The sequence below is a fragment of the Steroidobacter sp. genome, from assembly GCF_036402275.1.
GTDB lineage: Bacteria > Pseudomonadota > Gammaproteobacteria > Steroidobacterales > Steroidobacteraceae > Steroidobacter.
Genome location: NZ_DASWTF010000033.1, coordinates 268,330 through 293,151, shown reverse-complemented (window position 1 = coordinate 293,151; position 24,822 = coordinate 268,330). Strand labels below are relative to the sequence as shown.

The following is a 24,822-nucleotide window of genomic DNA, read 5'->3' as shown; positions in this document are numbered from 1 at the left end:
CTCATCCGCCGGTGGCGGCCATGCCGATCGCAACGATAGCGACCACGATGGCCACCACCGCCGTGCCGCCCAGCCACAGCACCTGACGATGTAGCGCCGACACGGCGCGCGACAGGATCGACATCTGCTGGGCCATCTGGCTGACCAGCTCGGCCTGGCGGCGCTCGTTGTCTTCCAGAGTGAGCACCCGCTGCGCCAGCTCATCCACGTTCTGTGGGACGGGCAGCTCCTGCGGCTCGGGCATGCGCTTGGTGCGCTTCAATAGCTCGCGAGACACCTCGACGATCGAGGGCACCAGCTGAACGATCTGTAACCAGGGTACGGCCATGCGATTAGGGTAGCAGAGACGACACGGCCCCACCGCACCCGACCTGTTCTGGAAGAATCAGGCGGGTGGGTGAGGCCCGTTCCTCACGATGAACGACTCGGCTCAGCTCAGCTCTTCTGCCGGGCGGTGAACTCGGTCTTGCTCAGGTAGCCATCGCCGTTGGTGTCGGCGGTGGCGAAGCTGTCGGCCAGCGTCTTGTCGGCGGCCGCTTCGGTCTTGCTCAGCTGAGCATCGCCATTCTTGTCCAGGGAATCGAACGTCACGGCGGAGGATTTCATCGAGTGGTCCTTTTTGTCCTTGTTGTCGCCGGCGAAGGCCGTGACCGACAACAGGGCCGCTGCAACAAATGCAATCAATCGGGTCATGATCGTCTCCTCGTTGATCGACGGTTCGTGTCTCGTCACTTCAGCCCGAACTCAACGCGGAGCCGTAAAACACGGTTCCGGCGGCGGGGTAGCGCATCCTGCGGGAGTACGCGCGCCCGGAGAATTTCGGACATCCGCCGACTGCCCAGGACATGCATCGACGGGTCTGCGCAAAGCGAACTGCCGGCATCCCGCCTGTCGTTGTGCCACGCGGTGCGTAAACTTGACGAAACTTCGCAACCGATGCGTTTTCGTTATGCCATGGTCCAGCCGCAGCGCCGGGGACCCGCCCTATGGATCGAACCATGACTTTGCCCGCCTCCGTACTGATCGTCGACGACGACCGCGAGCTCGGTCAGATGCTCACCGAATACCTGACCGGCGAGGGTTTCCAGGTGTCCATCGTGCGCGATGGCGCCGAGGCCCTGGAGCGGCTGACCGGCGAATCGCACCCGTTCGACCTCGTGATCCTGGACGTGATGCTGCCGTCGCTGAGCGGCTTCGAAGTCCTGCGCCGCCTGCGACACAGTCTGTCGGTGCCAGTGATCATGTTGACTGCTCATGGCGCGGACGTGGATCGCATCGTCGGGCTGGAACTGGGCGCCGACGATTACTTGTCCAAACCTTTCAATCCACGCGAGCTGGTGGCTCGCGTGCGCGCCGTGCTCCGGCGTTTCTCGCCTCGCGATGCCGATACGCCCGCGCATCCGGTCAGCGTCGGTCCGTTGCGTCTGGATCCGGCGACGTTCGAAGTCACGTTGTCGGGCCAGTCGGTGCGTCTCACCGGCACCGAGCTGCGCCTGCTGGAAGTGCTGATGCGAGCGGTCGGGCAAGTGCAATCGCGCGAGTCATTGACGGAGCGAGTGTTGGGCCGCCGCCTCACTCCCTACGATCGCAGCATCGACACGCATGTGAGCAACCTGCGTCGCAAGCTGGGGTTGGGTGAGAACGGGCTGCCGGAGATTCGTAGCATACGAGGCGCGGGCTACGTGCTGATCGCCACCGGCGAAGCACGTGCCGAGCCGCGGGCCTGATAGCCGCCAAAGAACATCACGTGCGCTCGCTGTTCCTCCGTATCTTTTTATCTTTCTGGGTGGCGACGCTGCTCGTGCTCGCCACCACCGCGGCGGTGGCTTGGTATCGCTTCCAGCGCGATCAAGCCGCCTCGCCCGATATCCGCCAGCTGGCTTCGGAAGCCTCGAATCGCCTGCTGGTCGGCGGCATGACCGATCTCTACAAGTGGATCGAGAGCGCTCAGGAACGATATCCCGGCCGCGATATTTATGTGGTGCGCCCGGACGGCCAGGATATTTTGCAGCGGCCGCTGCCCCCGACCTATCGCAGCTACGCGAATCGACTCAAAGACGCCGGTTTCTTCGGTCGCGAGCCCCCGCCGAGCGGTCGCGACGATCCGCTGCTGCTGACTCCCTTGTTCACCGATCGCGACGGCACCGTGTACACGGTGATGATCGGGCGGAGCTCTGCGTTGAGTCCGTTGCAGGCGTCGGATGTGCGACTGGTCGTGCTCGCGTTCGCGCTCGTCATCAGCGGTCTGGTGTGCTGGTGGCTGGCGCATTACATCAGCAAGCCGCTGGAGCGTTTGCAGTCGAGCGCGCGCTCGCTGGCGGCGGGAAATCTCGAAGCGCGCGTGGGTGAAGAGTTTTCCAGCCGGCGCGACGAGTTGGGCGTGCTGGCGCGTGACTTCGATACGATGGCGGATCACATCCGTACGTTGATTGCATCGAGAGAAGATCTGTTGCGGGCGATGTCACATGAGTTGCGCTCGCCGCTGGCCCGGTTGCGTGTCGCATCCGGTTTAGCGCGGCGGCCGCAGGCCGACATCGTCAAACAGTTGGATCGTATCGAGCTCGAAGCGGAGCGCCTGGATACGCTGATCGGACAGATGTTGCAGCTGTCCCAGCTGCGAGCGAAACCGACGCTGCCGTTGGAGCCCGTCGACGTCACCACGTTACTGAACGAGGTGGTTGAGGATGCGCGCCTGGAAGCGAGCGCCGCGGATAAAAACGTCGATTGGACGCCGGGCGAAAGCCTGTGGCTCAACGGCGATCACGATCTCATGCGCAGCGCCATCGAGAACGTGCTTCGGAACGCCGTACGTTTCACCAAGCCAGGGTCGGCCGTGTCTGTTTCACTTACCCGCGAGCATCGCGATGCTGTCATCGCAATCGAAGATCACGGGCCGGGCGTCCCCGAGGCGGAGCTGGCGCGGATCTTCGAGCCTTTCTATCGCGTGGCTGAATCCCGCGATCGAGATTCTGGCGGCACCGGTATCGGGCTCGCCATCACGGCGCGGGTGGTCGGTTTGTATCAAGGGCAGGTCCGCGCGCAGAACGCGGCCAGCGGTGGACTGCGCGTCGAGATTCGGCTGCCCTTGCGAAGAGACTAATTGCGATCGTGTCCTTGCACGGCGTGCTGGGCGACTGCATGACTGCGCAGTGACTGCGCGCGGTCGCGAATCGCAGTGATCTCCTCGGCGCTCACCTCTTTATCGCCCGCTCGAGCGACTAGCACTTTCCCTTGCAGATCGAATTCCAGCTCGATGTCGTCGTTCGAGCCGAGCGCGGCGCCTCGATACTTCATCAACCGCGCGCCGCGAAATTCATACGTGCCGGTTTGTGAGGTCGCTTTTCGAGTTTCTTCCAACGTCTGAATCTGTCGGTCGCTGAACGTCGCGCGATAAGTCGCAGCGACGCCGCCTGGAGCGAATGAGCCACGAAACTCGTCAGTGGGCGTTGGCGCCGGATCGGCGGCACGCTGCTCGACCAGCGGTGCACTGGGGGCCGCTGGTTGTTCTTTGGAACAAGCGGTCGCGAGTAGTGACGCCGCAAGGACGATTGCAATCTGCTGGGTGAGTAACGAAGGCTTCACGGGTCTTTCCGATGCGAATTGCACGACTGACAAAATCCGTCACACGAGCGCCGATGGATCGCGGCTCGAGCGCGGATTGCGAACGTTCTTTATTTCACGGCTGGACGCAAGATGCTTCGCCGTCTGTGGCGGGCGACAGCTGCTCGACATAAAACAGTGTTGCCGAGCGTCGCTGATGCGAACGTGATTTGGCTCACACGGCGTCGCTCGCGCTTCCTCTAGTCTGCCAGCGACTCGTGACCGTCGTCTTTATGGAGGATTTGATGAGCGCTGCCAGCCCCGTACAAACTCAGGTTCGTCGCAACGCCGCGGCCGCGCCTTCGCAAGCACCCCATCCCGCCGCTCAACCGCAGCGTCCGGCCACGCAAGTGTTCGACTTCTCCAGGCCGCGTGGCGAAGACGAGATTCGAGTGAACCTCGCCGACGTTCCGGTCATGCGCGCCGACATCGAAGTCGAAGTGTTCGAGCCGACCCTGTTGAGTCGCGTGTTCGATCTGTTCGGCCCTCGCCGCTGAGCAATCGCTCGACGCGTTCAGCGGCAACGCCGCTGCGAAAGCCCGCCTGCCGGCGGGCTTTTTTATTGAGCGCTCGGTTTCATGGCTCATGGCATGAAATGCTACATTGCTGCGTCTTTCGAGGAAGGCTATGACATTGCACCGTCTTTGCATCGCGCTGGCACTGTTCCTCACGACGAACCTCGCCTTCCCGGCGACTTTCAGCGGTGAAGGCGAAGTGGCCAAGGTGTTCGACCTCATGCAGCAGCGTCTCCAGGTCATGCCGTCCGTGGCTGCGTGGAAGCATGCCAATAACGTTCCCGTTACCGATGCGGCTCGCGAGCAGCAAGTATTGAACGCGACCGTCGCGCAGGCACAGCGCCTCGGCATCGACGGCGCGTCGGCGCGCGAGTTGTTCGAATTGCAGATTCGGATGGCGCGCGACGTTCAAGAGCATTTCATATCGGATTGGAAAGCCAACGGACGCGGCGACGAGCCTGTGCGTGATTTGAGCAAGGAGCTGCGGCCACAGCTCGATCGTCTTGGCGAGCAGTTGTTGCGTGCGATTTACCTCGCATTGCCCGAGCTGGCGGCCGCCGACTTTGCTTCACGCTATGGCTCGTATGCCGCCAGGATCGATATACCTGGTCTGCAAGATGACGACAGACAAGCCCTCCTGAAATCGTTATCCCGGTTGCGGACTGCGTCGATGCCGCCGCTCGATCGCATCAAGGCGAGCAAAGTCTTGAGAATCGGCATGACCGGCGACTACGCGCCCTTCACGCTGGATCGTGGCGGCGAGCTGTCGGGCGCCGATGTGGCGATGGCCGAGGCTCTGGCGAAATCGCTGGACGCGCAGCCGCAGTTCGTGAGCACGAGCTGGAGCGGATTGATGCGCGACTATCAGGCCGGTCGCTTCGACGTGGCGTTGGGCGGCATCAGCATCACTCCGGAACGCGCCAAGGTCGCGACCTTTTCGGTTCCTTATCACCAAGGCGGCAAGACACCCATCGTTCGTTGCGGCACCGAGTCGCGCTTCGATACGGTGGCGGAAATCGATCGCCCCGACGTACGCGTCGTCGTCAATCCCGGCGGCACCAACCAGCAGTTCGTGCGGGAACGGTTGAGTCACGCTCAGGTCACCGTGCATCCCGACAATCGCAGCATCTTCGCCGAGATCGCCGGCGGGCGCGCCGACGTGATGGTGACCGACGATGTCGAGGTGGACTTGCAGGCCCGCCATGACAAACGGCTCTGCCGCGCCACTTCGACGACGTTTACTCATAGCGAAAAAGCGATTCTGCTGCCGCGGGACGAGGCGCTGCGCGGTCACGTCGATGCCTGGCTCCAACGTCAGATCGCCGACGGCGCGGTAAAAGCCTGGTTGGATGGCGCGATCGCCGCCGGCGGCGCCAAGGCTGAGAACTGAGTCGCCCGCCGGTGCCGGCCAAGTCGTTGGCCGGTGGCGGCAGGCCATTGGCCGGCAGTCCAGGTCATGAATTGCGTGCATTCGGTATGCTTTGAATAGCGGCATTCGCCGGGGAGGTCGTCAGATGGAATGGATCGTTTTGATCGTCATCGTCCTGGTCGCGTTTTTTTTCATTTCGATCTACAACCGACTGGTCGGCGGCCGGAACGCCTACAAGAACGCGTTCGCGCAGATCGACGTGCAGCTCACGCGCCGTCATGACCTGATTCCCAACCTGGTGGAGACCGCGAAGGGTTATATGAAGCACGAGCGCGAAACGCTCGAGGCTGTCATCAAAGCCCGCAACGCGGCGGTCACCGGCCTGAAGAACGCGGCCGCCAATCCGGGCGATCCCAATGCCGTGCAACAGCTGTCCGGCGCGGAGAATGCGCTGAGTGGCGCGCTGGGACGTTTGTTCGCGCTGGCCGAAGCGTATCCGGATCTGAAGGCCAATCAGAACATGATGCAACTCTCGGAAGAGCTGACCTCGACCGAGAACAAAGTCGCGTTCGCCCGGCAGGCGTTCAACGACGCCGTCATGACTTACAACAACACTCGCGAGATGTTCCCGAACAGCATCGTCGCCAACATGTTCGCGTTCCTGCCGGCGCAGTTGCTGGAGATCGAATCGCCGGAGAAGCGCGCGGTGCCGGTGGTGAAGTTCTAATAACGAGAGCGCCTGCGGCGGGTCGTAGGAATGAACTTCTTCGAGCGACAGGAACAATCGCGGCGCTCGTCGCGCCTGCTCGTCGTGCTGTTCGCCGTCGCCGTGCTGGCGGTGATCGCGGCCGTGAACGTCGTCGTGTGCTTCGTCCTGGCCAAGGCGGAGGAGCGCACGCTCGGGTACATGCCGACCGTCGGCGAGTGGATGAGCACGCATACCGGCACTCTGCTGGTGACCACGTTGATCGTCGCAGGCGTCATCGGCTTGGCGAGCTTGTACAAGTCGATGGTGCTCGGTGGCGGCGGTGGCGTGGTGGCGCGTTCACTCGGTGGCGTTCGCGTTTCGCCGGATACCACCGATCCACAGCAGCGCCGCCTGCTCAACGTGGTCGAGGAAATGGCCATCGCTTCCGGCGTGCCTATGCCCGAGGTCTATGTGCTGGAGCAGGAGCGGGGCATCAACGCCTTCGCGGCGGGTCACAATCCGGCGAATGCGGCGATTGGCGTCACGCGCGGCACGCTTACAACTTTGAATCGCGCCGAGTTGCAGGGCGTGATCGCGCATGAATTCAGTCACATCCTGAATGGGGACATGCGGCTGAACATTCGTCTCATGGGCCTGCTGTTCGGGCTGCTGGTGATCGCGCTCATCGGCCGCACTGTATTGCGACTCACGGAGGGCGCGCGCGATTCAAAGAAAGCCTGGCCGGTGATGCTGATCGCGATGGCCGTGCTCGTCATCGGTTACGTGGGTTTGTTCTTCGGACGTTTGATTCAGGCCGCGGTGTCGCGCAGCCGTGAATCGTTGGCCGATGCGTCGGCGGTTCAGTTCACGCGCGACCCAACGGGACTGCGGAACGCGCTCGTGAAAATCGGCGCGCTCTCGTATGGTTCGAAGATCGGCAATCCCGAGGTCGAGGAAGTGGCGCACATGCTGTTCGCGCCCGGTATCGGCCGCTTCTTCGCCACGCATCCTGCGCTCGAAGATCGGCTCAAAGCCATCGATCCGCGGTTCGATCCCAAGGAAATCGATCGCGTCCGCGCCGAAATGCTGCTCGCTGAGGAGCAGGCGAAAACCCAGGCAGCTCCCAAGAAAAGCTCAGCGGAACGTCTGGAGTCGCTGATCAATGTGCCTGGCGCAGCGGCCGTCGCCGGGTTGGTTGGCAATCCGAGCACCATCCATATGCAGGTGGCGCGAGATATTCGTAAGTCGTTGCCGGATGCCGTAGTTATGGCGGGCCGGCATCCGGAATCGGCGCGGCAGCTATTGCTGGCGCTGGCGCTCGATCCGAATCCAGAGGCTCGCGAGCGCCAGAGGCAGTACATTACCGCGCAGCTGGGTTTCCATACCGCTGACGCCATCGCTCAGTTGCAAGGCTCGATCGATTCGCTCGAGCCGGAACAGCGCATGCCCGCGCTCTTCACGGCATTCCCGGCGTTGCGCCAGCTGACTCGGGACGAGCGTCTGCAACTGATGTCGACCTTGAACGGCATGTTGCAGCGGGAAGGCCGGATCTCGCTGCAGAGCTATGTACTGCGCAAGCTGGCCCAGGTGCAGCTGAAAGATGAAATGAGCCCCGCCGCGCGCACGCGGCAGTTGCCGTTGAGCGCCGTGCAGAAGGATGTTCAGGTGCTGTTCTCGGTGCTGGCCCAGCACGGCCATGCCGACGGCGCCTCGGCCCGCCACGCTTACGAAGTGGGCGTGCACCACCTGTTACCCCGGCAGCGGCCATCCTTCACCGCCATTCCGCATTGGGCGCAGCCGCTCGATCTGGCTCTGAGCCGGCTGGATCAGCTGGCGCCCATCATGAAGGAGCAGCTGGTGGAGGCGCTGGTCAAGACCGTCACCCACGATCAGCGACTTACGCTCGGCGAAGCCGAGCTTCTGCGAGCCGTCTGCGCCACTTTGCACTGTCCGCTGCCGCCGCTAGTAGCCCCCACCGAATCTAACTAGACATCGGCTGACAGATTTCGGGGATTCAATGCGCGGTGGGTTGGGCGCGGTTGAAGCCGCGCTTACAATCCGCATCTACCTGCGATTGGCCCGGTTCCCGGGCCCTCCGTTTTTCCTACAGTGTTCCTGGCCCACGGCCAATGGTGAGCATGTCCCAGTCCATCGTCATTCGTGGCGCGCGCCAGAACAATCTCAAGAATCTGCATGTCGAGCTGCCCACGGGTGAGCTCATCGTCGTGACCGGCGTGTCCGGGTCGGGCAAGTCCTCGCTGGTGTTCGACACGCTGTACGCCGAAGGGCAGCGCCGTTATGTCGAGACGTTCTCGCCGTACGCGCGCCAGTTCCTCGATCGTATGGATCGGCCGCAAGTAGAGCGCATCGACGGCATTCCGCCGGCCATCGCCATCGATCAGACCAATCCGGTGCGCACCTCGCGCTCGACCGTGGGCACGATGACCGAGCTGAACGATCATTTGAAGCTGCTGTTCTCTCGCGCCGCGCACGTTTATTGCCGTCAGTGCTCCGCTCCGGTGAAGCGCGACACCGCGCAGACCATCTACGACGAGTTGAGCGAGCGACTGAAAGCCTTGGGCCGCGCCGATGCGCGTGTCGTTGTGACATTCCCGGTGCCCGTGCCGTCGAACTTCACCGAGGCTGAAGTGTTGAGCCTGCTGGAGAAGCAGGGCTACACGCGCTTGTTCCAGCGGCTCGCGCCGCCCGCGCCCGTCAGTGCGCCAGCGACAGGCAAGGCCGCAAAAAAGAAGGTGTCGAAAAAGAAAGGCGCCGCGGAAGAGCAGGCGACCATTTGCCTGGAAATGATTCAGGACCGCTTCCGCTTCGACAACACCGATCGCGAGCGAGTCATCGAGGCGTTGGAATCGGCGCTGCGCGTGGGCCGCGACCGCGTGTGCGTGCATGTGCTCGACTCGTCAAACGGCGGCGCTCGCACCAGTGAGAACGACGCGTCACCGCCGAAGACGGCGGCGACGTGGCGCTTCTCCTCCGATCTGCATTGCGCCGATTGCGACATTCATTATCGCGAGCCGACGCCCAGCCTGTTCTCGTTCAATTCTCCGTTGGGCGCGTGCGAGTCGTGCCGTGGCTTCGGCCGCATCATCGGCATCGATTTCGGACTCATCGTGCCCGACGAGAGCAAGACGCTAAAAGGCGGCGCGATCCGTCCGTGGCAGACCGAGTCGTATCGCGAATGCCAGGACGATCTCATCAAGTACGCGCGCAAAAGAAACATTCCCGTCGACGTGCCCTGGCGCGAGCTCACCGAGCAGCAGCGGCAATGGGTGCTGGAAGGCGAGGGCAGCTGGGAGGACAAGCTGTGGTACGGCGTCCGGCGCTTCTTCGCGTGGCTCGAAACTAAGTCGTACAAGATGCACATCCGCGTGTTGCTGTCGAAGTATCGCGCGTACACCCCGTGCACGGCTTGCAATGGCGCTCGCCTCAAAACCGATGCGCTGCTGTGGCGGCTCGGCACCAAGGCGGATGCTGCCGCGGTTCTGCCGAAGGAGATCCGCTTCAAGCCCAACGGCGTGCAATGGAATGACGAGCAGCTGGCGCAGCTACCAGGCATCGGCATTCACGAGCTCATGCTGCTGCCCATCGATCGTTGCAAACAATTCTTCGACCGGCTGACCCTGCCCGCGCCGTTGGACGAAGCGAGCGATCTGGTGCTGCGTGAGATTCGCGGGCGCTTCGGATATCTGATGGACGTGGGTCTCGGTTACCTGACCCTCGACCGGCAGTCGCGCACTTTGTCGGGCGGTGAAGTTCAACGGATCAATCTGACGACCGCCCTCGGCACCTCGCTGGTGAATACGTTGTTCGTGCTCGATGAGCCATCGATCGGTTTGCATCCGCGCGACATGGGGCGCGTGATCGACGTGATGCGTCGGCTCAAGGCCGCCGGCAACTCGCTGGTGGTGGTCGAGCACGATCCGCAGGTCATGCAGGCCGCCGATCGGCTGATCGACGTCGGTCCCGGGCCGGGCGAGAAGGGCGGCGAGATTGTTTTCTTCGGCACGCCGCCGGAACTGAAGGATGCCAAGCGCTCACTCACGGCCGATTATCTGCTCGGTCGTAAACAGGTCGCATCGGGCTCGGCCGCTACGCAGCCCGCGCCGACAGCGAGCCTGACGATCAAGGGCGCGCGCCAGCACAACCTCAAAGGCATCGACGTTTCGATCCCGCTGCAGCGACTGGTGTGCGTCACCGGTGTGTCGGGTTCTGGCAAATCCACGTTGATCCAGGATGTGCTGTATCCGGCGCTGCTCAAGCACTTCGGCAAGCCGACCGAGGCGCCGGGCGAACACGACAGCATCAACGGCGCGGAGAACATCAGCGCGGTAGTGATGGTGGACCAGACCTCCATCGGTCGCACCACGCGTTCCAATCCCGCCAGTTACGTGGGCGCGTTCGACGCCATTCGTAAATTGTTCGCGAACGAGCCGGTCGCGAAAGAACGTGGCTACACCATCGGCACCTTCAGCTTCAATTCCGGCAACGGCCGCTGCCCGACTTGCGGCGGTAACGGCTTCGAGCACGTCGAGATGCAATTCCTGTCGGACGTGTACTTACGCTGCGCCGATTGCAACGGCCGTCGTTATCGCGGCGAGATTCTCGAAGTCACATTGAATCGCGGACCCGGCCCTGGCCGGAGCATTGCCGATGTGCTCGACATGACGGTCTCCGAAGCGGTCGAGTTTTTTGCCGGCGAGCGCGAAGTGCTCGCGACGCTGCGTCCGCTCGCGGAAGTGGGTCTGGATTATCTGCGGCTCGGCCAGCCAGTGCCCACGCTGTCCGGTGGCGAGGCGCAGCGTCTGAAGCTCGCCGGTCACCTGGCGGAAAGCGCGACGGCGAGGCCGGACGATGAAACGCCGGGCAAGTTGTTTCTATTCGACGAGCCGACCACCGGCTTGCATTTCGACGACATTGCCAAGCTGCTGCGCGCGTTCCGACGCCTGATTGCCGCTGGCCATTCGTTGCTGGTGATCGAGCACAACCTGGACGTCATCGCGGCGTCCGACTGGCTGATCGATCTGGGTCCGGAAGGCGGCGAGGCCGGCGGCGAGATCATCGCCGTCGGCACACCGACTGAAGTGATGAAGGTTCCGGGCTCGCACACGGGCAAGGCGCTGCGCGCAGTCGAGAGCGGCTGGAACATCACCGATCAGCGCACCGTGGTGCCGTTGGCTGCGTCTGCCGCTCATCGGCCGCGCGCCAATGCCATTAGCATCCACGGCGCTCGCGAGCACAACCTGAAGAATGTGGATGTGGAGTTGCCGCGCGACAAGTTCACTGTCGTGACCGGTGTGTCCGGGTCGGGCAAATCGACACTCGCATTCGATATCGTGTTCGGCGAGGGACAGCGTCGCTATCTGGAATCGCTGAACGCCTACGCGCGCCAGTTCGTGCAGCCGTCCTCACGTCCCGACGTGGATGCGATTTTCGGTATCCCGCCGACGGTGGCGATCGAACAACGCACCAGTCGCGGCGGTCGCAAGAGCACGGTGGCGACGCTCACGGAGATCTATCACTTCCTGCGTCTGCTGTACGTGAAGCTGGGCACGCAGTACTGCCCGGATTGCGATGTGCCCATCGAACCGCAGAGCTTCGAGTCCATCTTTGCTCGCATTTGCCGGGACTACAAAGGCAAGAGTGTGAGCTTGCTCGCGCCACTGGTGGTGGCCCGCAAAGGTTTCTACACGGACCTGGCAGCGTGGGCGGCGAAAAAAGGTTACGAGCACCTGCGTGTCGACGGTGACCTGCTGCCGACGAACGCATGGCCGCGCCTGTCGCGTTTCCAGGAACACACTATCGAGCTGCCGGTAGCGACGGTGCAGGTCTCCTCTCGTAATGAGCGCGAGCTGCGTGAAGCACTGACCACCGCGCTCGATTTCGGCAAGGGCGTGGTTCATTTGCTGGACGAGAGTGTCAAGGTGAAGAAGGCGCCGGCGACCAAGAAATCGAGCAAAGACGTCGTGGCCGCGAATGCGGGCTTGTCGATTTTCTCGACCCGACGCGCGTGCCCTTCGTGCGCCAAGAGCTTCGCCGAGCTCGATCCCCGCCTGTTCTCGTTCAACTCCAAGCACGGCTGGTGTGAGGACTGCTACGGCACCGGTCTGCAGATCCGCGGCTTCGACGAGGAGCAAAGCGGCGAGGAGATCTGGTGGAACGAATGGTTCGAGCAGGAAGCGGAAGTCTGCGAAGTCTGCGAAGGCCAGCGCCTCAATCCGATTGCGCGCAACGTTCGCTTCCGCGATCAGTCGATCGCGGCGGTGACGGCGCAGTCGGTCGGCGACATGCGCAAGCAGTTCAACACGCTGAAACTGAAGGGCCGCGACAGCGAGATCGCGCGCGACGTGTTGACCGAAATCAACTCTCGTCTCGCGTTCCTGGAAGACGTGGGCCTGGGTTATCTCGCGCTCGATCGTTCCGCGCCGACGTTGTCGGGCGGCGAAGCGCAGCGCATTCGTCTGGCAGCTCAGCTCGGCTCCAACCTGCAGGGCGTTTGTTACATCCTGGACGAGCCGACTATCGGCCTGCATCCGCGCGACAACCGCATCCTGCTCGATACGCTCGACAAGCTGGCGGCGAAGGGCAATTCGCTGCTCGTGGTCGAGCATGACGAGGAAACCATTCGACGCGCCGATTACGTGCTCGACCTCGGGCCCGGTGCGGGCACTCGGGGCGGTCGCGTAGTCGCCGCGGGCACGGCGCGAGAGCTGGAGCGTTCGCCGGAATCGGTCACAGGTCGTCTGCTGGCGCAGCCGCTACAACATCCCATCGGGCAGCGTCGCGCCGTTACGCCGCGCTCGCCTGCGTTGGTGGTGAAGGAAGCGTCGCTGCACAACTTGCGTAAGCAAACCTGCAAGGTGCCGTTGGATCGTCTCGTGGTCGTGACTGGCGTGTCCGGCTCGGGCAAGTCGACCATGGCGCGCGACGTGCTCCATGACAACCTCCGTGCCGCGCTCGGCCGTCGCAAAGGCGCCAAGCTCGAGTGGCGCGGCTGCAAGGAGATCGCGGGCTGGGAGCAGATCGAGCGCATTCTCGAAGTCGATCAGACGCCCATCGGCAAGACGCCGCGTTCGTGCCCGGCGACTTACATAGGCTTCTGGGACGCCATTCGGAAAGTGTTCGCCGAAACCCCGGAGGCTCGCATGCGCGGTTACACGCCGTCGCGATTCTCGTTCAATACCGCCGGCGGCCGCTGCGAAGCGTGCGAAGGCCAGGGTATGCGCAAGATCGAGATGAGCTTCCTGCCCGACGTGCGCGTGATGTGCGACAGCTGCGGCGGTCGACGCTTCAATCAGGACACTCTGAGCGTTCAATACAAGGGACGCAGCATCGGCGACGTGCTGATGATGAGCATCGACGAAGCAGTCGACTTCTTCAGCGCGCATCCGAAGGTCCATCACTGTCTGCGGCTGCTCCAGGACGTGGGCCTGGGCTATCTCACATTGGGACAGCAGAGCCCCACGCTTTCGGGCGGCGAGGCTCAGCGCATCAAGCTGGTGACCGAGCTGTCCAAGGTGCGGGAGTCCAGGATGCTCCGCACGCCGGAGCCGGGCGAGGTCGTAGAGAAGTTGCCAGGGACGCTGTATGTGCTCGACGAGCCGACCGTCGGCCTGCACATGGCGGACGTGGAGAAGCTGATCCGTGTGCTGCATCGTCTGGTCGACGCCGGCAACACGGTGGTGGTCATCGAGCACGATCTCGACGTCATCGCCGAGGCGGACTGGATCATCGATCTGGGACCGGAAGGCGGCGCGGAGGGCGGTCAGGTGGTTCTGCAAGGTCCGCCCGAAGCAGTCGTCGAAGAAGCCCGGCGCTCGCACACTGCGCGCATTTTGCGCGAGTTCCTCAGCGAACGAGGGCGCAAGGACGATTCGACCGCGACCTCGGAACATCGGCGCCGCGCCTGATCTCAATCTGAGTCCTCTCGGGGCTCATTCGATTCTCGGGGCAACCTGTATGCAGCTTCGCTGCAGGTTGCCCCGTGTACTTAGCCGATTCCGGCCCCGTCATTGCCGGGATTTGTTGCTTTAAGTGCTCGCAAGCCGTTCGACGTTTCCTGTGCGTCCTGTGGCAGGCCTGCCACTGTATACAAATTACAGGGCTGTTGACCCGGCATGGGACCGCGCCGCGGCAATTCTGCAATCACTGGCTCCGCAAAGAAATTCCGTGGCTCAACTGAGTCGTTGAGCAACTTACGCATCGCTCTTTCTAAGTATTCGCCACAGCCGTATTCTCCGGACGCGGTGCGGCATCGCTGCAACATGTCGCGCCGCTTCGAGGCTCCACGCCTCACATCTGGCCATCACGGAGGCGTTCCTCGGACCTGACTCAAAAACTCAAAACCTCTCGCAGGAGGATCTATGTCGACGAAGGATTCGATTCGATATGCGGTGCGCTATGCACTGCTGGCCGGCGCCGCCGGGGCTGCAATGAGCGCAGCGCCCGTCAGTGCATCGGAAGAGCCCGCGGCCATCTCGGAGGTCATCGTGACTGGCAGCCGCATCACTGCCAACCGCGACGCCATTGCTGAAAGTCCCATCGTTACTTTCGATGCCGATGCGATCGGAGACAGCGGCCATACCACTGTCGATCACTTCCTGAACACCATGCCGCAGGTCGTTCCCGCGATCAGCTCGCAATCCAACAACCCGAGTTCCAATGGACGCGCCTTCATCGATCTGCGCGGTCTGGGCGAGAACCGCAACCTGGTGCTGATCGATGGCCGTCGTGGCATGGGGTCCACGAGCGGTGGCGTGGTGGACATCAACACCATTCCCGCGGCGCTGATCGAACGCGTGGAACTGATCACGGGCGGCGCCGCCGCGGCCTACGGTCCCGACGCGGTGGCCGGTGTCGTCAACTTCATCATGAAGAAGGAGTTCGACGGTGTCGCCCTCGACAGCAGCTATCACATCACCGACGAGAACGACGGCGAGGAGTGGGGCGCCAGTATGACTTTCGGCGGCAAGTTCGCGGATGACCGCGGCCGCGCCGTGTTCAACGCCAGCTACTTCAAGCGCGACGCGATCTATAAAGATGCACGCGAGTTCTCGTCGCAGGCCAGCGCGACCACCGGCACGTTTCCCGGCGGCTCATGGTCGCCAGGCACGAACACGCCGTCGGCCGCCGCGGTCGCGAATTTGTTCGGCCCGAACATGTGTAATGCCAATGGCGGCTCGGCGGGCTACGGGTTCAATCCCGACGGCTCGCTGTTCTGCACCGGTGTCGCTGGAGATCCCACGCGCGATGCCGTCGGCTACACCGGGCCCGATTCGGCCATCGCCGAGGCGTTCTATCCAGACTTGTTTTCATACAATTTCGAGCCCGACAACATCCTCGTGTTGCCGATGGAGCGCTGGAGTCTGTTCTCGCGGATGGATCTCGACATGGGCGCGCGCTTCCAGCCGTATGCGCAGGCGATGTACACCAACTACAACGCGTTGCAGGAGCTGGCGCCGACGCCGGCGACCGGCTTCACGGTGCCAGTGACCAATCCGTTCATTCCCGCCGCGATGCGTACGCTGCTGGCGAGCCGGGCCAATCCGACCGCCGACTTCACGTTCAACAAACGTTTCAACGATCTCGGCGGCCGCACCGGATATAACAATCACGACGTGTGGCAGCTGCTGGTGGGCACCAAGGGCGAGCTGGTCGGCAGCTGGAGCTACGACCTGTACGCTTCGTACGGCCGCTCCGTGCAGACGGAAATTCAGGGCGGCAACGTGCGCCTGACGCGCACCGAGCAGTTGCTGGATGCGGCTGACGGCGGCGCTTCGCTGTGCTCGGGGGGCTTGAACTTGTTCGGCTCCGTGCCGATCAGCGACGCGTGCAAGGCCTTCATCAGTCTGGAGGCGAAAAACCTCACGGTGGCCGAGCAGAACGTGATCGAAGGCGTGGTCAACGGCGAATTGTTCGACTTGCCCGCCGGCGCCGCGCTGATGGCGTTCGGCGCGTCGTATCGCGACCTGTCCTTCGACTTCAAGCCGGACAGCGGCTTGCAGCCGGGTCAAGTCGCCGGGTTCAACGAACAGTTGCCCATCACCGGCCAGCTCAACTACACGGATGTGTTCACTGAAATCCTGGTCCCCGTGCTGGCGGATCTGCCGCTGGTGAAGTCGCTGTCGCTCAGCGGCGGCTACCGCATCACCGACAACAATATTTTCGGTGACGATACGACCTGGAAGGTAGGTCTCGACTGGTCGCTCAACGATTGGGCGCGGTTCCGCGGCGGCGTTTCATATGCCGTGCGCAGCCCGAACATCGCGGAGTTGTATCAGCCGCAGGTGAACAACTTCCCGACGTTCACCAACCAGGATCCTTGCAATACCACCGGCGCTATCGCGGCTCAGTATCGCAACGGTCCGAACGGCGCGGCGGTGCAGGCGCTGTGTGCCGCGCAGTCGGCGGTAGCCGGCGGTCCGACCTATGCGCAACCAGCCGGTCAGGCCCGAGGCCTGGTGGGCGGCAACCAGAACCTGACGCCCGAGAAAGCGGACACGTACAGCTTCGGCTTCGTGTTGAGCAATTTCGATGCGTCGTGGCTGGAGCGAACCGCGGTCTCGCTCGACTACTGGTCGATCGAGCTCGAGGATCGCATTCAATCCATCGAGGCCGCGACCACCGTGCAGCGCTGCTTCAACCGTGAAGGCTCGAATCCGACCTACGATCCGGGCAACGCGTGGTGCCAGATGTTCGTGCGCGATCAAGCCAATGGCGGCGTGATCAACCTGAACCAGTTGCAGGCCAACCAGGCGTTCGCCAACACCAGCGGCATCGACCTGACGCTGGACTGGGGTTTCGGCCTGGGCAGCGTCGGCGACCTGAACTTCCGGTTGATCGCCACCTGGCTCGAGAAGTTCGAAGAGCAGACCGCGGTCACGCCCAACGATCCAGTGTATGACTATGGCGGAACGATCGGCTCGACCACAGGCACGTCCAATCCGGAATGGAAGGGCTCCCTGATCACGACGTACAGCTGGAGCGAGTTGCAGGTGCAGGCATCCGCTCGGTTCATCGACGCGATGGGTCACCGTAACGTAGTCAGTGGTGGCTCGCCGGTGTCCAACACCAGTGTCGACTCGACCTGGTACGTGGACCTTACCGGTCGTTACAACTTGACGCCGAACTCGACAGTGCGACTCGGCATCAACAACCTCACCAATCAGGAGCCGCGCTTGTACACCCCGAACGTGCAGGCGAGCACCGATCCCTCGTTGTACGACGTGCTGGGACGCCGCTACTTCCTCGGAGTCGAGGTGCGGATGTGAGCGTCGCGGGGCGGAGCGCAAGCTCCGCCCCCATCGACCCGATGCATCTTCTGACCATGTCCATACGAAGCACCGTTCTTTTAGTGGGACTCGCCACGTCCGTGGCGCTGGCCGACACGGATGTGATCGCGAGTTGTCGGGCTGCGCACGCCGACAATCCTGCCGCGCATATCGATTGCCTGGAACGAGCACTGCAGGCGCGCGATGTCGATGGGCCAAACCGGAGCCTCGGCGCGGAGCAACTCAGGAGCCGACGCGAGTCGGACGACGGCCCCGAGCAGGTCGAAGTGCGGATCGCTTCAGTCAGCTACTCCGCCGAGGGGCGGGGTTTGTTTGCAACGGCCGATGGCCAGTTATGGCGTGAAACCGAGCGTTCACCGCGAAGCCAGCAGTTGCAGCCGGGCCACGAATACAGCGCCCGGATCGAGCGAGGCGTGCTGGGCGGCTATCGGATGTACGTCGATGGCGTGCGCCGGATGATCAAAGTCGAACGCCTGAGATAGTTGGCTCAAAAAAAATAGTGCAGGTCATCGGTCTCGGCTCACTTAGCACAATCTCGTTGCGTGGCCTTGCGCGTGTATACAAGCCACCGCCAAACGCGTGGTTTTCAAGCACATTTTGCGGTCGCAGCAACGGAAACTGCATGCGCCGATATGGGCACTGAGCGGCGCGGTGCGTGAGCGCGCCGAAGTGCCCCGCCGGCGAGCAGCGGCATCACATTCGGCTCCACGCTCATTTTCGGAAGGAGTCGACCCTAACTTTAGTTAGGGACCGGTTCGCGAGAAGAACCACTACCCTGTGGTCCCGCCGCAACCCGCGCAATAAAAAATTCGGGACGTTCCACGAGCCCGTTCAGACAATCGACTCGAGGTCCGGCGGCCGCTCTGCACCATTGCGGCGCAGAGGGTTCGTTCCCAGCTCGCCATCCGCACCGATGTGGCGCAATAACAACGGTATACATGCAGCTTCGCCGCCTTGTGTGCAATGTACGCCAACCCCGCTGATTCGCGGGCGTTGTGCCGATGGTTTCAAGCCACAGGCTTCAAATAATCGCAATGCAGCTGTATGCTCGCCGCCACGCTTGGTCCGCTTAAAGTCTTAATCCAGTAGACGCCAAGAAGGGAGCATCGCGGGCATCACGCGATGGGTGATTCGGAATAACAAACCCCTCTCGCAGGAGGAATCTCATGTCGACTAGCTATTCGCTGCGGCGCGCCGTTCAATACGTTCTATTGACGAGCGCGACGGCCGCAGTTGCATTCCCCACGTACGCGCAGGACGCGGAAAACGAAAGCATCCAGGAGGTCGTGGTCACGGGCTCGCGTATCTCCTCGCCGAACATGGCGAGCATCAGCCCGGTGAGCTCGGTGTCCGCCGAGGACATCAAGGTCCAGGGCTCGACCCGCATCGAAGACATCATGAACCGCCTGCCGCAAGTGTTCGCGGCGCAGGGTTCCAACGTGTCGAACGACTCGGACGGTACCGCGACGGTCAACCTGCGCGGCCTGGGCAGCAACCGCACGCTGGTGCTGGTCAACGGCCGGCGTCTGGGCCCCGGCGACCCGAACTCTGAGACGTTCGCGGCCGACTTGAACCAGATCCCCACCGCGCTCGTGCAGCGCGTGGAAGTGCTGACCGGTGGCGCCTCGTCCGTGTACGGCGCCGACGCCGTCGGCGGTGTCGTGAACTTCATCATGGACACCAAGTTCGAAGGCGTGAAGATCGAAGCGAACTACAGCTTCTACGAGCACGAAAACGACAACGCCGTGGCGTCGATCATCGGCCGGACAGCCGAACTGCCGGACGACAGCGTGCGCGGCGGCTACGCGAAGGACTTCGCGATCGTCATGGGCTCGAACTTCGCCGACGACAAAGGCAACGCCACGTTCTACGCGACCTATCGCGATGTCGACGCGGTGCTGCAAGGCGAATACGACTACAGCTCGTGCACGCTCAACTCGGGCGACACCTTCAGCTGCGGTGGCTCTGGAACGTCCTTCCCGGCGCGCTTCCGTCCCGTCAATGACGCCGGCGTCACCCAGGGTTCGTACACTTTGAATCCGACCACGGGTGCGCTGCAGACAGGTACGGCCGCGCCCTACAACTTCGGCCCGCTGAACTACTATCAGCGTCCCGACGAGCGCTACACGGCGGGCGTGTTCACCAGCCTCGAAGTGAGCGAAAAGGCCGAGGTGTACGGCGAGTTCATGTTCATGCGTGACACATCGGTCGCGCAGATCGCGCCCAGCGGCGTGTTCGGCGACACGTTCACCGTGCATTGCTCGAACCCGCTGTGGTCGGCTGCGCAATTCAATGCATTCTGCGGCTCGCAAGGCCTCAGCGTGAATGACACCGTCGGCATCACCGTCAATCGTCGCAACGTCGAAGGCGGCGGACGCCAGCAGGAATTGCAGCACACGTCCTATCGCACGGTCTTCGGCGTGCGTGGCGACATCAACGACGCCTGGACTTATGACGCGTATGGTCAGTACGGCACGACCAGCGCCGACAGCGTGTACATGGCGGACCTGTCGATTTCACGTACCGGCCGCGCGCTGGATGTGGTCACGGATCCCACCACCGGCAGCCCCGTTTGCCAATCCGTGCTCGACGGCACCGACACGACCTGCGTTCCGTACAACATCTGGACCCTGAACGGCGTGACGCCGGACGCTCTGGCGTACGTACAGAATCCGCTGTTGGCGCGTGGTTCGGTCGACGAGCGCGTGGTGAACGCGTCCGTCACCGGCGACCTGACCGACTACGGCGTGAAGCTGCCCTCGGCCGATTCCGGCGTGATCGTCAACGTGGGTCTGGAATGGCGCGAGGAAAAGAGCGCCTATCTGCCCGACGGCTCGTACCAGACCGGCGACGGCGCCGGCCAGGGCGGCGCGACACTGCCGCTGGCAGGCGGTTACAACGTGAAGGAAATTTTCACTGAGGCGCGCGTGCCGCTGGTCTCGGACAAGGCTTTCGTCCAAAGCTTGTCGGCGGAGCTCGGCTATCGCTACTCGGACTACAGCACGGACTGGAACACCGACACCTATAAGTTCGGCGTCGAGTACAGCCCGATCGAGGACATCCGCCTGCGTGCGAGCTATCAAAACGCGGTGCGTGTGCCCAACGTGGCGGATCTGTTCAATGTCCAGCAGGTTGGATTGCGTGGCACGGTCGATCCGTGCGCGGGCGATGACCCGGTATTGACGTTGGAGCAGTGCGCCCGCACGGGTGTGACCTCCGGCACCTACGGCAACATCGAAGCGAACCCGGCTGCCCAGTACAACGGCTTCATCGGCGGCAATACCGAGGTCGAGCCGGAGACGGCGAAGACGTTCTCCTTCGGTGTCGCTTTGCAGCCGAGCTTTGCCCCGGGCCTGCGCGTGCAGATCGACTACTTCGATATCAAGATCGAGGACGCGATTCAGAATCCGAACGCGGACTTCACGCTGCTGTTGTGCGCGTTGAACGGCGACCCGGCTTTGTGCTCGAAGATCCAGCGTGACGTGAACGGCTCGCTGTTCGAGACGGACCAGGGCTTCGTCGTCGACACGCTGGAGAACATCGGCGAGATCCGCACCAAGGGCTTCGACTTCGACGCCTCGTACGGCTTGCCGGTCGGCAGCCTCGGCGACATCCAGTTTGCGTTCACCGGCACGTTGCTCGACTCGTACGAAGTGACGCCGCAGCCGGGCGTGACTTACGACTGCGCCGGCCTCTACGGCAGCGTTTGCACCAGCGGTAACCCCAACGGCGCGCCGCTGTCCGAGTGGAAGCACAAGATGAGCGCGACCTGGAACACGCCGTGGAGCGGCTTGTCGCTGACCCTGGGCTGGCGTTACCTCGACGAGGTGAAGCGCGACGCCGAGGACAGCAACGAGTTCCTGGCGTTCCTGGGTACGGCCACGGGCACGTTGCCGACGGATTCGCGGCTGGGTAGCCGTAGCTACGTCGACTTGTCGGCGGCCATGACCCTGGCGGAGCGTTACACCTTCCGCCTCGGCGCCAACAACCTGCTGGACAAGGATCCGCCGCTCAACGGCAGCACCACCTGCCCGACGGGTCCCTGCAACGGCAACACCTGGCCGCAGGCCTACGACGCGCTGGGCCGTCAGATCTTCATGACCGCAACCGTGGAGTTCTGATCGACTCGGTCGATGTTCGGAACGACGGCGGGCTTCGGCCCGCCGTTTTTTTGGCAGGCCGACTTTGTATACCTCGCGCCTATTTGGCCCCTGCCGCACGTATCGTTCCTGCCACAGGGTGGTTGGCGCGTGCCTTCTATTGCTTGCGGCGGCGCTGTATGCTCCTTACCACGCTGGTGTGACGCAGCATCGCGACACCTGTCAAATCACGCCGATTTTCGAGCAAACGCCTGCGGTGGGCGGCGGCCCATCCAGGAATCCGGGGCAGCGGGCGTGAGGTCAACGACAAACTTAGTTTGCAGAAGGAGTCTCTTGATGTCCGAGTACATTCTCCTACGCAGGGCGGTTCGTACCGCGCTGCTGTTCGGCGCCGCGGCCACGATGGCTGCGCCAATCTCCACGGCGCTCGCCGCCGAGGAAGAAGGGATTCAGGAAGTGGTGGTCACCGGCTCGCGCATCTCGCGTCCTGAAGTCGAGGCATCCACTCCCGTTCAAGTTCTCAGCAGCGACGCGATCCTGCAGCAGGGTTCGCCCAACATCGCGGACATCATCAACGAGTTGCCAAGCGTCGGTACGCCCGGCCTGTCGCGCACCAACAGCAACTTCCTGACTTCCGGCAACGGCGTCTCGACCATCAACCTGCGCAACATGGACGACAAGCGCACTCTCGTGCTGGTGAACGGCCGTCGCGTCGTGTCCGGCGTGGGCGGAACTTCCACGGTCGACATCAACAACATTCCGACCGACCTCCTCGAGAGCACGCAGATCCTCACCGGCGGCGCCTCGGCGGTGTACGGCTCCGAAGCCGTCGCCGGCGTGGTGAACTTCGTGCTGAAGAACGATTTCGAAGGTGTGGGCCTGCGCGCCCAGACGGGCACGAGCAGCGAGAGCGATCGCGGCACCGATCTGGTCTCCCTGACCCTCGGCAAGAACATCGGCGATCGCGGCAATGTGACGTTCAATGTCCAGTACGACAAGGACGACGGCCTGCGTTCGCGCGAGCGCGCGATTTCCGCGAACGACAATCCGGCGCGCAGCTCCCTGACGCCGCAAGGCTCGTTCATCGTCCCGCGCGGCGCCACCTGGACCTACAATCCGGACAACCAGCTGCAGCGAGGTTTCAACACCCCGGTCAACGGCTTCAACCGCAACGCCGAGCGTTACATCGCGGTGCCGCTGGAGCGCACGCTGTACACGGCTCTCGCGCATTACGACATCACTGACTCCACGCAGGTGTTCTTCGAAGGCAGCTACAGCGAAATGGAGTCGAACTCCAGCCTCGAGCCGCTCGCGACCGACAACTCCGACGCGGTGCTGAATGGCGTGCCTCTGCAGGGCTTGTCGCTGGATAATCCCTTCATTCCAGATCCGATCCGGCAGGAGATGATCGCCAACGGCGCCACCACCCTGGGGTTCAGAAAGCGCATGAACGGCGTGTTCGACCGTTCCAACGTCAACGACCGCGACTTCCATCGCTTCGTGGTCGGCTTCAAGGGCGAAATTTTCGACGGCTGGGACTGGGACGTGTACTACAACCAGAGCCGCACCAAGGAATACACCGCGTCTGAAACCGCGCTGCGCGACCGTTATTACTACGCGCTCGATGTGATTTCCGGGCCCGGTGGCACGCCGATCTGCCGAAACGACGCGGCGCGTGCCGCAGGTTGCGCGCCGTTCAATCCGTTCGGCTTCAATTCCGTTTCGCCGGAAGCGGCCGACTACATCACTAACGGCGGTCAGCTCGACTGGTATCGGGCCGAGGTCGAACAGAAGGTCGTGGCGGCCAACATCAGCGGCTCGCTGTTCGCTCTACCAGCCGGCGATCTGCAGATCGCGGCGGGTTTGGAGCGTCGCTGGGAAGACAGCTCGGAGCGCTTCTCGGAGGACACTCAGGCTGGCAATACCATGGGCAACGCCCTGACCAACACAGACGGCGACTACACCGTCAATGAAGCCTACGTCGAAGCTCTGGTGCCCCTGCTGAAAGATGCTCCCGGCGCCCATGCGCTGGATTTCGAAGCGGCTTTCCGCGTCGGCGACTACTCCACCGTCGATGAAGTCTTCAGCTGGAAGACCGGCCTGACCTATGCGCCGATCGAGGATGTGCGCTTTCGTGCCGTGTACTCCGTCGCCACCCGCGCGCCGAACATCGGTGAGCTCTACCAGGGTGCGAACCAGACCTTCCCGACCGGATTGGTCGATCCTTGCGAAGGCGTGACCGCGACGAGCACCGGCGCGGCCGATGCGTACTGCCGCTCGATCCCGGCGATTGCGGAGCAAATCGCCGCGAACGGCGTGTTCGAGTACACGCAGAGCGATATCCAGAGCATCGAAGGTCGCGAACTGGGCAACCCGGATGTCGAGGAAGAAGAAGCCAAGACCTGGACTGTCGGCGTGGTGCTCACACCGGCGTTCCTGCCGAGCTTCACGGCCTCGATCGACTGGTTCCAGATCGAGATCGACGATGCCATCACCTTGATCCCGCGTCAGACCGCGATCGACGAGTGCGCCTTCTCCGGCGGCACTTCCGAGCGCTGCGCGCTGGTGACACGCGAAGACATCGGCACGCCGCGTCCGCGTACACCGGGCACGCTGTTCAACATCGACTCCAATTACATCAATGCGGCGTCGATCAAGACCAGCGGCGTGGACGTTGCCTCGTCCTACACCTTCGATTTCGCAAGCAACCAGCGTCTGCGTTTCGCGGTGAACTACACCTACCTGGATAAGCTCACGCTGCAGTCGGGCGCCGGCGAGCCGGTCGAAAACAACGTCGGTCAGCTCAGCGGCGACGGCCGCCTGGGCGCGGGCTTCGAGCATCGCGCGGTGGGCACCATCAACTACGGCATCGGGGACTTCACCGCCACCTGGCGCATGAACTACCTGAGCAAGATGAAGGACACGTTGATCGAGAACGGCGGCGATCCCGATGATGAAGGGAACACGGTCGGTTCGTACGTGTATCACGACGTGAACCTGCGTTACCAGTTCGGCGCCGAGCAGCAGTACAGCGTGTACCTGGGCGTCGATAACGTGTTCGACAAGCTGCCGCCGGTGCTGAACCAGCTGCGTGCTTCGCACATCACCGGTACCGAGACCGCCGCGGATACTTACGATCCGATCGGTCGTTACGGTTACGCGGGCTTGCAAGTGAAGTTCTGATCGTCTCGATCGAGAGCCCTCGAGAAGGCGGGGATCGTTCCCCGCCTTCTTCCTTTCCAGC

General features: G+C 62.9%; 14 protein-coding genes. 11 read left to right on the top strand and 3 right to left on the bottom strand.

The window, feature by feature from the left end:
• Position 1: 1 nt before the first annotated feature.
• Complete coding sequence (locus tag VGD45_RS16760; RefSeq protein ID WP_331156474.1) at positions 2-328, bottom strand: hypothetical protein; 327 nt, start codon at positions 326-328, stop codon at positions 2-4.
• Between the two features lie 107 nt (positions 329-435).
• Positions 436-693 (bottom strand): hypothetical protein, encoded by a 258-nt coding sequence (locus VGD45_RS16755; protein ID WP_331156473.1) that lies wholly within the window; start codon positions 691-693, stop codon positions 436-438.
• Positions 694-998: 305 nt separating this feature from the next.
• Here VGD45_RS16755 and VGD45_RS16750 point away from each other — a divergent pair, with 305 nt between their 5' ends.
• Both VGD45_RS16750 and VGD45_RS16745 read left to right on the top strand, forming a co-directional pair.
• Positions 999-1,727 carry a response regulator transcription factor gene (locus VGD45_RS16750; RefSeq protein ID WP_331156472.1) on the top strand — a complete coding sequence of 243 codons (729 nt, stop codon included), beginning with the start codon at positions 999-1,001 and terminating at the stop codon, positions 1,725-1,727.
• Between the two features lie 20 nt (positions 1,728-1,747).
• Positions 1,748-3,100 carry an ATP-binding protein gene (locus VGD45_RS16745; RefSeq protein ID WP_331156471.1) on the top strand — a complete coding sequence of 451 codons (1,353 nt, stop codon included), beginning with the start codon at positions 1,748-1,750 and terminating at the stop codon, positions 3,098-3,100.
• Here VGD45_RS16745 and VGD45_RS16740 read toward each other — a convergent pair.
• Positions 3,097-3,582, bottom strand: coding sequence for a hypothetical protein (locus VGD45_RS16740; protein WP_331156470.1), 486 nt, complete (start codon positions 3,580-3,582; stop codon positions 3,097-3,099). The genes VGD45_RS16745 and VGD45_RS16740 overlap by 4 nt on opposite strands.
• Positions 3,583-3,845: 263 nt before the next feature.
• Between VGD45_RS16740 and VGD45_RS16735 the strand changes: the two genes are divergently transcribed.
• The 9 genes from VGD45_RS16735 to VGD45_RS16690 all read left to right on the top strand — a co-directional run bounded on the left by VGD45_RS16735 (position 3,846) and on the right by VGD45_RS16690 (position 24,761).
• On the top strand, positions 3,846-4,097 hold the full coding sequence (locus VGD45_RS16735; RefSeq protein WP_331156469.1) for a hypothetical protein: 252 nt from the start codon (positions 3,846-3,848) through the stop codon (positions 4,095-4,097).
• A 130-nt stretch (positions 4,098-4,227) separates the two neighbouring features.
• Positions 4,228-5,505 (top strand): gamma subclass chorismate mutase AroQ, encoded by a 1,278-nt coding sequence (gene aroQ / locus VGD45_RS16730; protein WP_331156468.1) that lies wholly within the window; start codon positions 4,228-4,230, stop codon positions 5,503-5,505.
• Between the two features lie 124 nt (positions 5,506-5,629).
• Entirely contained in the window at positions 5,630-6,211 is a 582-nt protein-coding gene (locus VGD45_RS16725; protein ID WP_331156467.1) for a LemA family protein, read from the top strand.
• A 30-nt stretch (positions 6,212-6,241) separates the two neighbouring features.
• Positions 6,242-8,161, top strand: coding sequence for a M48 family metallopeptidase (locus VGD45_RS16720; protein ID WP_331156466.1), 1,920 nt, complete (start codon positions 6,242-6,244; stop codon positions 8,159-8,161).
• A 149-nt stretch (positions 8,162-8,310) separates the two neighbouring features.
• Complete coding sequence (gene uvrA, locus VGD45_RS34135; RefSeq protein ID WP_349263285.1) at positions 8,311-14,097, top strand: excinuclease ABC subunit UvrA; 5,787 nt, start codon at positions 8,311-8,313, stop codon at positions 14,095-14,097.
• Positions 14,098-14,550: 453 nt separating this feature from the next.
• A complete protein-coding gene (locus VGD45_RS16705; RefSeq protein WP_331156465.1) occupies positions 14,551-17,457 on the top strand; it encodes a TonB-dependent receptor domain-containing protein in 2,907 nt (968 codons plus the stop codon).
• Positions 17,458-17,513: 56 nt separating this feature from the next.
• The gene (locus tag VGD45_RS16700; protein ID WP_331156464.1) at positions 17,514-17,960 is read left to right on the top strand and encodes a hypothetical protein; all 447 of its coding nucleotides are present in this window, start codon (positions 17,514-17,516) and stop codon (positions 17,958-17,960) included.
• 684 nt (positions 17,961-18,644) lie between these two features.
• Complete coding sequence (locus VGD45_RS16695; protein ID WP_331156463.1) at positions 18,645-21,599, top strand: TonB-dependent receptor domain-containing protein; 2,955 nt, start codon at positions 18,645-18,647, stop codon at positions 21,597-21,599.
• Between the two features lie 315 nt (positions 21,600-21,914).
• Entirely contained in the window at positions 21,915-24,761 is a 2,847-nt protein-coding gene (locus VGD45_RS16690) for a TonB-dependent receptor domain-containing protein (RefSeq protein ID WP_331156462.1), read from the top strand.
• Positions 24,762-24,822: the final 61 nt, after the last annotated feature.